Here is a 12,410-nt window from a genome sequence, read left to right on the forward strand (position 1 = left end):
GGGCAAAATCCGCCTGCCTTGGCATGAAAAAGCTAACGCTTTTCCATGCCTGCGGTCAGACGCATTCATTTTTGCTTCTCGCTGCGCTTGAACCAAAAACAAGCTCGGCAAGCCGAGTGAATGGTCTTCAGGCGGATTTTGCCCTGCGGGACTTCCTGGCCAGAACGCTTTGCATCTGTCCAGATTCTTTTTCTAAATCAGCTTACGCTTCTTAGAAAAAGACAAATAAAATTGCCTTCCGGCATTTTTATTTGTTTGATCAAAATGTCATGCTTCGCATCACATTTTGATTGGAATTAAATAAACATTTTTAAACAAATGTTTATTTAATGCAAAAAAACAAACCATGTGGCTATGTGTAAATGTACACATGGCAAAGACACATAGCTTCGCTATGGATTCCCGAATAATCAAATACAGGAATATAACAAAGACAGGAGACATCCCTATGGCCGCGCCACGAAAACATATAAGAATTCTAAAAACAAAAGAGATCGAAGGCATGGATATGCTTTGGAAAACTGGAACAGCTACCAGAGAACAAATGGAAAGAGAATATAACATCAAAGGAGATCGCCTCAAAAAACTTTGTCACAGCGAATATTTAGAAGAACGCACAGGCAAGATTGTTTTAGGCGAAAAAGGAATAGAAAAGTTTAAAAAAGAGGGAAAAGAATATCAATATAAAACCGGTATAAATAACGCCAAACACGATATTCGTCTCTCTGAAAAATACATCTCTTTACCGAAAGAAATAAGAGAAACATGGAAAACAGAAAAACAATTGCATTTAGAAGCCCAGAAAGACCCCAGATACGACGATTTTAAAAAAAGAATAGTAGAGTCCCATCCGCAAGGGAAATTCCAACCAACGCCCGATGGAGCCGTCTATAGCGAAGTGCATGGTGGTTATATTGCTATAGAGGTAACAACGCGTAACTATAAAGAGATTGATATCCAACAAAAACAAGAATTTGCGAAGACATTTTTATCTGGATATGAACAGCTATAGGAGGAAAAAACATGGCAATCCAACCAACATTTATCGTTCCACCTACTTTTTATACAGTACATGAAATTATGAATAATATTAATTCACCCTATATCTTAAACTTACATGAAATTCAGGAAGATCCACATAAAAGAAAATTAAATGACGAATTACATCTATTCATCATGAAGCATTATCATAATCTATTTACATTTATGCTCCATCATCAGCCCTACATGTTAAAATCACAATTCTTGGACCTATTTGGCTACCAAAAAGGAAAAAAAAATAAATCTAGAACACTTGGTTACGCAAAATTAAAAGAGTTAGAAGATAAACTGTTAATTGGTTCTAAATCCTTTTATGGTGCGGAATATATTTATTTATCTTATCGAGCTTACTATTATTTTGGCCAAGAAAAAAAGGTGCTACCAATTGCACCAGGAGAAAATGTACTCTTCCGTCACTTTACCCGTATGGAAGACTATCTAGAATTAAATAAACAATATACAGATCCAATATTATTAACCGCATTACTTTGCTCTCACGAGCATTATTATCTATTACATACAGAACCCTTTTTCCCAATTAACCCAATACAAGAAAAAGATACACGTTACTTTGGAGAATACTTTCCAAACAACAAAATACCTAAAAATCTTGATATGGAATTTGTAACAGACTTTTTCATAAAGACAAAACAAGAAAATAGGGGATTGTGGTTCATCAATGAAGAGACACCTGAAACTCAACTTCATGTACTCATTACATTTATCGATGAACTCTTTAAAATCCTTACTACACGTTGTTCTCTTAAATTACTTATTAATGATCAAAAAGAATCCTTACGAATCGTAGCAAATATTATCCCAATACCAGGAACATCTTATATCACGATTAACAATCTAATCTCTGATATCTATCATATTGAATTTTTATTAAAGATTTGTTTCCCAACAGTGATAACAAGCTTTACTTTTATTCTGATGAATCAAGATCATGAACGTGAATTAAACAATGTTATTAGTAGAATTACTAAACTTAGAAAAAATAAAAAGAACTTACAACCTTGGCAATCTATGATTAATCCAAAAAACATCAAAATCCGAAATACAAATCTGTTTAGACGTTTAAATTTCAACGATTCCTACGAATCTCAAAGAGAAAAACCACTTCCACAGTAATCACTTACTTATCGTAAGTGATTTTTGGTCTTCTCCCTACTTTTGAGGTAGAGGCTGGCCGGGGTGTGGGGAGACCCCACATATTGCGTATCTAAAAATAAAGTAAGAACTAATTAGGGAACGTTAGATCAAGCGGTTTGGCTCGTATAATGAATAGCTCAAGCCGATATGCCTAAATCCTACTTTTGAGTTTATCGGCTTGGCGATGAAAGCAAACGAGCCAAAAAAAGTTTGGCAAGGATGTTAGAAAAAAGAAAAGTCTTCGACTTTAGCCGAGGATTGACGAGGCGACTTTTTTCTAGCAAAGGTGGAGATTTTTAAGATGGGTTTCCTTAAAAATACTACCTGTTCCTTGCGGAACTTTTAGCCATTTCTATATAGAGTAAGAAGGGACAAACATAAGAAAGTAGAAAAAACCCATTAATATCAAGGGTTTCAAGATTTTTCGTACTTACCGTTTTTGGTAAGTAAACTTACCAAAAACGGTAAGTACGAAATGAATAAAAAAAAATCTACTAATTAAAGTAGATTTAAAATAATTTAATAGGTAAATTTTTAAGTTGTTTTGGTACTTTTCTAAACATTGTTTTAAGTGTTGGATTAACGTCATCTCTATTACCAGAAAACATTATATGAGGATTTATAAATAAAGCGTATGCTCTAACATTATTATTATCAATACCACTTTCTGAACGAGCTATAATACCTTTATCTATTAATTTTCTAATCAATGGACTAACTTTTGTTTCATGTCTTCCAATTTTTTTAGCTAATTCCCGCTGAGTTAATGGGATTTGCTCTTTAGAATTAATATCACTAACCAAGCAATTACTTAAAAAACCTACACACATTGAGATATCTAATAAAAATACTTTTTCAGCATTTGTTAAATAATCAATTTCAAATAAATATTGAATGTTTTGTTGAATAATTTGAACAAACTTTGCTTTATTTTTTATTTTACGTTCAGGAACTAATTTCATTCCTTTTGCACTAGCTTTTGCTTGAAGTATATTTACTAATTGCATTTCTTCCTCTGACAATATCTTTGAGTTTTCAATATCTCTTAATCTTGCTTTTTTTTCAGCTTGTTCTAAATTAAAATACTCTTTCATAAAATAAACCCCTTTAAAAACTCACATAACATCAAATTACATTTTTATACTGATTCTACATTAAATTAATAAATGAAGAATATTCTTATACTACTATTTATTGAAATTTCAAAGGTTTGTTTAATATATTTTATTTAAAAATAATACATGCTTTTTATAAAATTTTAACTATATATATAGAGTGAGATAAGGAAAATATAAAAAACCAGTAATATCAAGGGTTTAAAGTGTTCGGGGTGTTAATTTTTTTTAACACAGGTGTTAAAAAAAATTAACACCTATTTTTTGGAAAGATCAGCAAAAAAAAAAAGTGCAATAGTTAAATTACACTTTTTCAAAATAAATATATTGGCAATTTATGCTTCTTTTTACTTCCTTCACATTGAATATTTCTTAATGATTTTGCAAATATTTGTTGTGTAGCTCTATCAATATCATCTTTTGGTGCATTACATAGTATATTAGGATTAACAAACCAAGTACGGGAGGAACAAGATCTTCCATCTTCAGTTGTTACCCCAGATTCCGCAACTCCTAAAATTCCTTTAACTAGTAAATCATTCATAATTTTAGAAATAGACGTTCTTGTTTTCCCTAATTTTTTTGCTAAATAACTTGGAGAAGCCGCATATGGCTTAATTTCATCATCATTTTTTTCAATAATAACATTTGATTTAAATTCCAAGAACCGTGAAAGCTCAAATAAAAAAGCTTTCTCTGGTTGAGTTAAATAGCCAATCTCACACAAATAATCAATATTCTCTGTAATCATTTGCACGAACTTCACCCCATCAGTTCGTTTTTTCTTTTTACCAATAAAATAATCATCGCCTGTTGTACTATGTAAAATCTGTAATAACAATTGTTGTTGTTCAGTTGATAAACCTATATTAGCTTGTTCTAAAAAATCCTCAACCTTATTTTCATTTAACCTTGCTTTTTGTTCTGAACTATCAATATTTACAATTTTACTCATTTTTTCCTCTCCTTAATGGTTGAGGAAAACAAACTCTAATGATAAAATATCATTAAATAAAATTAATAATTAAGAGTTTGATTTCTCAACCTCTATCACCTTAAGCAAAAACCCTTTCTGTCGCCAAACTTCGAGGGTTTTTTTGCTATTTTTTATTCTATCATAAACTTATAAGAACTTATATGTTATCCACTTTTATAAATATATTTATAAAATAAGTATTATCAAAAACTACAGTTTTTGATAATACTTACAATAAAACTCATTAAGTTTTAAAACAGCAGTAATAACTTCATCTGGATCACTTTTATCAATCATTTGTGTAATCGATAAATAATATAACTTATTATTTAAACGTTTTTTTTTCACTGTTTCAATTAATCCTCTAAGTTCATTTAATAATATATTATATCTGTTAATATCCTCAAAATCATGAGATATATTTTGTTTGATAATATACTCACAATCTAAAATTAAGTTTATAAACTTTTGATCATGATTCATTGTTTCTCCAATCAAATTTACTTATTTTAACCAGCTAACACTAACTTTATTTATCCAATATTGTACTCCTCCACCTTCCCTATATTCCTGAACTATATCTGTACCATTTTGAAATTGAGTTTGAGATGCAGTGATTCCCGTAAGAACTCTAATTCCTTTTGGTATTTCTACTATATATTCTGTACTTAATGGATTACCCCAAGCTTCTAATACCGCTAACTCATTTCTTGTTTCTTCAATGTTTCTCTTTTTATCACTCCACCAATAACCAAGACCATACCTAGAATCTGGTTCACCAGATTTACTTCTTCTATATAAAATTAAATCTTTATCAATTTCTTTTATCTCTATTTTTAAATCCTTAAATGCCAAAACATCCGCCTTAGTACCCTTAAAATCAAAATTAGAAAAACCTGATTCTCTTATTATCTCTCTTTTTAAAGTAGCACGTTCCATTATACTCAAATCTACTTTATCTACTTTATCTAATAATTGATTTAAATCCTTAACACTCCAATTAATCAATTTATTACTTTTTATATTACTTATTATTTTATCAATATTATTCTCACTTTCAAAAATAATAGATATATCATCACTTCTATTTAATGAAATATTATTCAATTCAGCATAACTATTAAAAGAAAAACAAAATAAACTACAAAAAATCACAAACGTCATAACAAATATATTTTTTTTCATACTAAAAAACCTCTCCTAATCTTAATTAACAATCCTCATTGATTTAAAAATCAAATCATTTTCTTTAACAAAAACTTCCAAATTGGTTCTGATCCAATTAACACTGAACCTTGTCCCATCATTCCTGCATATAATTCATCATTGTTAGAATCAATCGTTGCTTCTAATTCATACATATAGGATTTAAATTCTTTGTTATAAACAGGTTCCGCCGCAATATATACAATTTCCCCTATATATTTATCTATTCTTTCTGTATTAAAAGAATAAATTATCTTATCACCCTTTTTGATATTTTTTCTATCTTGAGGAGATAAAATTATACGAGCTCTTTTCTCAAGGTTTTTTGGTACAATAGCCAAAATCTCTTGTCCAGATTCAATTAAATCACCAGATTGAATAGTAGAATTAAACTGAACTTCTCCATCCATTGATGCTTTTACAAAAACATTTTCATTTTCCTCTTTTATTTGAAACAAAACATCTCCTGTTTTTACAAAATCACCCGACTTAACCAAAATATTATCTAATATTCCCTTGTTTTTACTTCGAACTAGACTAGATTCAAATTTATTCTGTATGATTACTGTTCCTTTACTTACAATATCAACCTTTCCAAAATAAGCCCAAACAACAAAAATAACAAACAATAAAATAAGTCCAGATAAAAACCATATAATAAAACGAGGTGGTTTTCGTTCTAATAACTCCACACTATCTGTTAATTGCTCAAAAGAATAAATTTTATTCATCTTTATTTCCCCACATTGCATAAGATTGTGATTTTATATGATCTACATGTACAGTTTGATTTTTCCATAGACCATAATAATCACCCTTTTGAAGTAATAATTCCTTATGAGAACCTTCTTCAATAATATTTCCTTTTCTCATGACAAAAATTTTACTAGCATGTTGAACTGTACTTAATCGATGCGCAATCATAATAACTGTGATTTCCTTACTTCCTAAATCTCTAAGCATATCAGTAATTTTTTTCTCCGTTGTAGAATCTAAATTACTTGTTGCCTCATCTAAAATCAAAATATCTGGATTTTTCAATAACGCACGTGCAATAGCTAATCTTTGTTTTTGTCCTCCAGATAAATTAGACGCATTCTCCTCTAATAATGTTTCATATCGTAATGGTAATTCACTAATAAAATCATGAGCACAAGCTAATTTACATACATGAATTAATTCTTCAAAACTAACCTTACGTTCTAGACCAAATTGTAAATTGTCATAAATGGAACCACTAAAGAAAAAGGACTCCTGTGATACATATGCAATTTGTTTACGTAATGCTGTTTTACTAATTTCTTTAATATGATAATCATCATAATAAATATTCCCCTGCTGAGCTGAGTAATAATTCATTAATAACTTTGAAATAGTTGTTTTACCAGAACCACTTTCACCAACAAAAGCTACTTGACTACCAGGGGAAATTGAAAAACTAATATTATTTAAAACATTATTCCTCGTACCATATTTAAATGTTACATTCTCAAAATCAATCTTCCCAGAAAGACGATTTGGAAATACCTTTCTCTCTTCATCCTTCGATTTTTCTAATTCTAAATCAAAAATATCATTTAACCTTTCTGCCGCCACAATAGCTGATTGCATCATCGGTTGAATACCAATTAAATTCTGAATAGGATTCAAGAAATATACCAAAAGTGCATTATAAGTAATTAACTCACCAATTGACATATTTCCCTTTAATACCTGGTTAGCACCTACCCATAAAATAATTACTCCACCAATTAATTCAATAGCAATTTTAATAGTTCCTTGTAAATTAGAAATCATACCATTTTTAAAAAAATGACGAAGTAAACTTACAAAACGTTTTTCCATTTCAAAGATTACTTCTTTTTCAGCATTATATGATTTTATAGTACCAACACCATTTAATGACTCCACTATATAAGACATTAACTTTGCATTACTTTCCATTTGCTCTCTATTAATATTTTCATAAGATTTATGAAATCCTAAAATAACAAGAACATAAAACGGGATTAATAAAAGGGTTACACCAAACAAAACAGAATTATGTAAATAAAGCAAAACAGAACCTAAAATTACCATTAAGCTATCAATCATTAATGTAATTGTAGTATTAGATAAAGCATCTCTAACTTTACTAGCATCCGTAAAGCGAGAAATAATTTCACCAACTTTTCTTGTTTCAAAAAAATTCATAGGTAAACCAATAACATGTCGATAATACCCCAACATTAACTGTATATCGATTCTCCTACTAAAATATAAAATCAAATGAGTTCTAAAATATGATAGTAATACCTTAAATACATATAAAATAACAATACCTATTGAAACTATATGTAAAGTTTGTAATAACTGATTTGCAACAATATCATCAATTAAAAATTTAAAATAAAATGCACCTAACATACTAAACCCATTTAAGAAAATAGAAGCAATAAACATAGGAACAAGTAAGTGAATTTGAGATTTTAATAAAGATGTAAAACGAGACAATTTACCACTAGAATAATCGGATTTATTAAAATTTTCATTAGGACTAACTAAAACTAAAATACCTTTCCAAATCTCACAAAAATCTTCCAAACTAAATACAATATTCCCTTTTGCAGGATCTGCAATATAGACTTTATTTTTTTTCACTTTATAAATAACTACATAATGTAATAAACCGTTGTCAATTACATGTGCAATAGCTGGTAAAGGTATTTCTTCTAATACCTCAGGACTCTTAGCCCTAACACCTTTACTATCAAACCCTAATTTTGTAGACGCTTCCAACAATCCTTTAATATTTGTGCCTTGTAAATCAGTTCCCGCAATTTCACGAATTTTAGAAATTGATATATCAGAACTATAATGACGTGAAATCATAGCTAAACATGCTGGGCCACAATCCTGTAAATCATGTTGCTTAATACATTCAAATTTTTTTAATACCAAAGTAATACCTACTTTCTTAATAAAGATGAATCCCATTATATAAATAATTTAATAATTTTATTATTATTTGAAAAAAATTACAAGGAAATTATAGACAAAAAAATATATTATTGTATAATAATTACATGACAGCGATTCCAAAGCTAAATAATCCATTTAAATAAGGAGGGGACATAATGGAAATCAAATTAGAAAATCTAGAAGAATTAACACAAGAAGAAATTCTAGAAGTAGACGGCGGAAACTGGGTAAAAAACCTAGCTGATTTCACAGCTGGATACTATAAAGGATGGTCTAACTATTACAATGATGGACCAGCACCATGGGAATAAACAGTAATATTTACTAAACTTAAAATCTAAAAATCTATATATTAAAAAAGGAGGTTTTCTAAAGTGAACACTAACAAATTAAACAAAAATCTTGAAACTTTAACAAATCAAGAACTTGAAATTAATGGCGGAGGCTTCTGGGGTAAAGTAGGAGAATTTGTCGGCTATGGTGGAGCATCATCAAATGCTCAAAAACATGCATTTTGCGATAAATATTATGCTCCTAGAACTAATGCAAGAGCTAACTGCTATAGTATGTACGAACAGTAAAAAAAAGATGGTCTTTAAGCCATCTTTTTTTTAAATAACTATTAAAACTATCAAAAACATTTTCTAAACAAAGAACCTATATATTAAAAAAAAGGAGTGTTTCTAAATGAATACTAACGAATTAAACAAAAATCTTGAAACTTTAACAAATCAAGAACTTGAAATTAATGGCGGAGGCTTCTGGGGTAAAATGGGAGAAATTGCCGGGTGGGGTGGCGCATCAGGAAATGCTCAAAAACATGCATTTTGTGATAAATATTATGCTCCTAGAACTAATGCAAGAGCAAGCTGTTACATGATGTACGAAGAATAGAAAAAAATAGCTTTCAAAATTACCTCAAAATAATAATTATAATTTATATTCATATTATAATTATATATAAATATAACGATTATATAATAAATATAAAAAAACAAAACTAACTATGCTCTAAAAAAATAGTTAGTTTTATTTTTTATATTTATAAAATTAGTTATTTTTTTCTATTAAAGTTATAAACAATTCTTCATATTTTAATCCATAATTTTTATTTACCTTACAAAAATCTAATATTTTCAGTACTATATCACTCAATATAAAAAACATAACAAATTAAATATCAAAAAACATCAATAATACTCTTTAGAAATTCTCAATAAAATCAAACTACAAATACTAATCGTAATAAATCCAATTAAAGCTAAAAAAGGAATTGTAATAAAACCTAACCAATTTATATATTCACCAGTACACGGTACACGTCCACAAGAAACAGCTCTTTCTGAAAAGAAAACAATCTTTTGTATCAAATAATGATATAAAGAAAAACAAGAACCTATAATCCCAAATATTAATGAATATCTTGAAATACTATAATCCTTTTTTATAACAGCAACACCTAATAATAAAACTAAAGGATACATAAAAATTCTCTGATACCAACATAAAGTACAAGGAATAAACTTCATAATTTCAGAAAAATATAAACTACCCAATGTAGAAATAAAAGAAACACACCATGCAATAAATAATAAGTTTTCTTTTCTTTTTTGACTATTCATATTGAAAACCCCTTATAAAATTAAATATTAATAAAAATAAAAGAAACTTAAATAACAAGTTTCTTTTAAGAAAATATCTAGATATAAAAGTAATAAAACAAATTTTCTAATCTCATAAAATCTATTTATTTATTCTTCCGAAACCAACTCTCAAAATCCTCTTCCGATTGTTCTCCTTCAATCCTATTTAATTCTTTTCCATCTTTATAATGAATAATTGTAGGTGTTCCTTTAATTTTAAATTGATCCCAAGCTGAATCATATTCTTCTAAGTTCATAACCTGCATGTCAATTTTCATTTCTTTTGCCATAGGTATAACGATTGGTGAAACCTTAGCACAATGAGAACAGTGGGTTTGATAATAATAAATAATTTTCTCTTTTTTATCTAAAATATCTTGTTGTAACTGTTCTTGTGAAATTTTATTTTTATAATACTCTTTTACTGGAACTTCTTCCTTATTTTTATTCATAACTAAAAAAATAACACCAAATAACAAAATAACAAAAAGACTAAACACAAATATTTTCTTCACACATAATTCTCCTCACCAAAAACCCTAAATCTAGATATAATAATCCAATGATTAATATATCATAAAACAAACATTTTATATACAAAAAATGTAAAAACAAATAATTTCCATTAAAAACATACATAGAACAAGGGAATGCTTGTAAACTGATCTATACTGCATTCCCTTATTATATGTATGCTATATTTCTATTCTTCTTTTTCCGACATTAGAACCTTATTAAGAATAGCAACTACATTTAATTTTTAAACAAACCGAAAAAACCTTTCCGTTTTTGTTTCTGATTTTGCTTTTGCATAACTCTAATATTTTCAAGCAATAATTGATCTCGTTTTTCTAACTTCTTCTCTATAAAAACTTCTAGTTCACTATTTTTGCTTTCAACTTCCATTAATTTTTTCTCTGTATTAACCAAATGTTCTTTTGTCGTAACTAATTCATTCGTAATTTCTTGTAATTTTTGAACAAGTACTTGATTGAATTGATTTTGTAATTGCTGATTTTCTAAAACTTCATCCAATTTCTTTTCTAATTCCGATTTTTCTTCTTTTGAAACAAATGAATCAAGTTCCCCATTCCGCCATGCTCGAACCTGATCATAAGACCATTTTTGTAACTGTATTTTTTCTTTAATTGCTGTTAATTCTTCTATATTTTCCTTAGAATACCTACGATGCCCACCTGGGCTTCGTTCCGTTTGTATATTAAATTCGTTTGACCATACTTTTAATAAATCCGGAGTCATCCCTAAACGTTCCGCAACAATTTTCGGTGTATACATTTCCGATTTTAATTCCAAATTTCATTCCTCCTCCAAAAACGGAATACATTTTCCACTCATAAAACATTATTAAATCAATATTTTAATCAAAATCGGAATTCACTCACAACTGATATCACAACCGATTTTAAAATCGAATTAATTTCGAAATACATTTCGATTTTAACACTAATACTCATTACTTCTCGATACCCACATCAAAATCTTTTTATTTATACAAGATTTTATGCAAAAAAAGAAAAGGGAGGATCCCTCAAATTCCCTCTATATCAACCATGTATAAAATCTTGCATATCGATTTTACTAGAAAAGAAAGAAGATTCCCTGTATAGATAAGGATTCTATGAAAAGATTTGCTACCGATAATAGGACGTTATGTTAACTATACATGTATCTTTATTCATCACAAAAAACAGTTTGTTTCCTTTACTAGATCTTTGCTTTTCATTTCCCATAACTCCATTGGTTTTTGCCCTTTTCTGGGGTCCCATCCTACACTTTTTATTCCACGGTTCACTTGACCACGAGCCTCTACACCCTCAAACTCCCAAAGATAACCCCAGCGGGCAAAAACCGCCCTTCTGGGGCCACCTCTGGTGAGTTTGCATGAGGGTGCCCCTCATGGTCAAGTGACTTTCGCGGCATAAACGTTCCGGACTCCGTGATCAACCCTTCTCTAGTTATTCTCCCTTGTATTCCTATTACAAAATCTCTCATATCTACATTAATATATTGTATAATGTACTTGATTCTATGTGGTATCACATAGAATCAAGTACATATGCTCCCCTTCGTGGAGCCCGGTTTATCGCCTTAACGGCTTTAAACCGGGAAGATCAAGAGCATCTGACGAATCGTCTTACCGTCCTATGTCCTGTAAGACTCAAGCAGGGCAAAATCCGCCTGCCTTGGCATGAAAAAGCTAACGCTTTTCCATGCCTGCGGTCAGACGCATTCATTTTTGCTTCTCGCTGCGCTTGAACCAAAAACAAGCTCGGCAAGCCGAGTGAATGGTCT

15 protein-coding genes are annotated in these 12,410 nt (G+C 29.4%); 6 read left to right on the forward strand and 9 right to left on the reverse strand.

The window, feature by feature from the left end; all coding sequences use genetic code 11:
* The 3 genes from GBN78_RS30745 to GBN78_RS25085 form a co-directional block, all read left to right on the forward strand.
* A partial coding sequence (locus tag GBN78_RS30745; protein WP_226798494.1) for a hypothetical protein occupies positions 1-215 on the forward strand: 215 nt, incomplete at its 5' end.
* A 233-nt stretch (positions 216-448) separates the two neighbouring features.
* On the forward strand, positions 449-1,012 hold the full coding sequence (locus GBN78_RS25080; protein ID WP_098757953.1) for a hypothetical protein: 564 nt from the start codon (positions 449-451) through the stop codon (positions 1,010-1,012).
* A gap of 11 nt (positions 1,013-1,023) precedes the next feature.
* Entirely contained in the window at positions 1,024-2,175 is a 1,152-nt protein-coding gene (locus GBN78_RS25085) for a hypothetical protein (RefSeq protein ID WP_152127822.1), read from the forward strand.
* Positions 2,176-2,705: 530 nt separating this feature from the next.
* On the opposite strand, the gene GBN78_RS25090 is transcribed toward GBN78_RS25085, so the two are convergent.
* The 6 genes from GBN78_RS25090 to GBN78_RS25115 all read right to left on the reverse strand — a co-directional run bounded on the left by GBN78_RS25090 (position 2,706) and on the right by GBN78_RS25115 (position 8,469).
* Positions 2,706-3,290 carry a MarR family transcriptional regulator gene (locus GBN78_RS25090; RefSeq protein ID WP_152127823.1) on the reverse strand — a complete coding sequence of 195 codons (585 nt, stop codon included), beginning with the start codon at positions 3,288-3,290 and terminating at the stop codon, positions 2,706-2,708.
* 334 nt (positions 3,291-3,624) lie between these two features.
* Entirely contained in the window at positions 3,625-4,266 is a 642-nt protein-coding gene (locus tag GBN78_RS25095; RefSeq protein WP_012263697.1) for a MarR family transcriptional regulator, read from the reverse strand.
* A gap of 231 nt (positions 4,267-4,497) precedes the next feature.
* Complete coding sequence (locus tag GBN78_RS25100; protein ID WP_012263698.1) at positions 4,498-4,770, reverse strand: hypothetical protein; 273 nt, start codon at positions 4,768-4,770, stop codon at positions 4,498-4,500.
* A 21-nt stretch (positions 4,771-4,791) separates the two neighbouring features.
* Positions 4,792-5,472 carry an autotransporter gene (locus GBN78_RS25105; RefSeq protein WP_152127824.1) on the reverse strand — a complete coding sequence of 227 codons (681 nt, stop codon included), beginning with the start codon at positions 5,470-5,472 and terminating at the stop codon, positions 4,792-4,794.
* 50 nt (positions 5,473-5,522) lie between these two features.
* Positions 5,523-6,224 (reverse strand): HlyD family secretion protein, encoded by a 702-nt coding sequence (locus tag GBN78_RS25110; protein ID WP_152127825.1) that lies wholly within the window; start codon positions 6,222-6,224, stop codon positions 5,523-5,525.
* Complete coding sequence (locus GBN78_RS25115; RefSeq protein WP_152127826.1) at positions 6,217-8,469, reverse strand: peptidase domain-containing ABC transporter; 2,253 nt, start codon at positions 8,467-8,469, stop codon at positions 6,217-6,219. The genes GBN78_RS25110 and GBN78_RS25115 overlap by 8 nt, the downstream gene beginning before the upstream one ends.
* A 140-nt stretch (positions 8,470-8,609) precedes the next feature.
* Here GBN78_RS25115 and GBN78_RS30400 point away from each other — a divergent pair, with 140 nt between their 5' ends.
* The 3 genes from GBN78_RS30400 to GBN78_RS25125 all read left to right on the forward strand — a co-directional run bounded on the left by GBN78_RS30400 (position 8,610) and on the right by GBN78_RS25125 (position 9,348).
* Positions 8,610-8,765 carry a hypothetical protein gene (locus GBN78_RS30400; RefSeq protein WP_012263688.1) on the forward strand — a complete coding sequence of 52 codons (156 nt, stop codon included), beginning with the start codon at positions 8,610-8,612 and terminating at the stop codon, positions 8,763-8,765.
* A 63-nt stretch (positions 8,766-8,828) separates the two neighbouring features.
* The gene (locus tag GBN78_RS25120; RefSeq protein WP_152127827.1) at positions 8,829-9,035 is read left to right on the forward strand and encodes a hypothetical protein; all 207 of its coding nucleotides are present in this window, start codon (positions 8,829-8,831) and stop codon (positions 9,033-9,035) included.
* A gap of 106 nt (positions 9,036-9,141) precedes the next feature.
* Positions 9,142-9,348, forward strand: a complete 207-nt coding sequence (locus tag GBN78_RS25125) for a hypothetical protein (RefSeq protein WP_097855886.1) — start codon at positions 9,142-9,144, stop codon at positions 9,346-9,348.
* 296 nt (positions 9,349-9,644) lie between these two features.
* Here GBN78_RS25125 and GBN78_RS25130 read toward each other — a convergent pair whose 3' ends face one another.
* From GBN78_RS25130 to GBN78_RS25140, 3 genes are all read right to left on the reverse strand, one after another.
* A complete protein-coding gene (locus GBN78_RS25130; RefSeq protein WP_152127828.1) occupies positions 9,645-10,076 on the reverse strand; it encodes a disulfide formation protein C in 432 nt (143 codons plus the stop codon).
* Positions 10,077-10,201: 125 nt separating this feature from the next.
* Positions 10,202-10,612: a thioredoxin family protein gene (locus GBN78_RS25135; protein WP_152127829.1), complete on the reverse strand. Its 411-nt coding sequence runs from the start codon at positions 10,610-10,612 to the stop codon at positions 10,202-10,204.
* 238 nt (positions 10,613-10,850) lie between these two features.
* Positions 10,851-11,411, reverse strand: coding sequence for a MerR family transcriptional regulator (locus GBN78_RS25140; protein WP_152127830.1), 561 nt, complete (start codon positions 11,409-11,411; stop codon positions 10,851-10,853).
* Between the last annotated feature and the right edge of the window lie 999 nt (positions 11,412-12,410).

Source organism: Bacillus sp. B2-WWTP-C-10-Post-4, assembly GCF_009183805.1.
Lineage (GTDB): Bacteria > Bacillota > Bacilli > Bacillales > Bacillaceae_G > Bacillus_A > Bacillus_A cereus.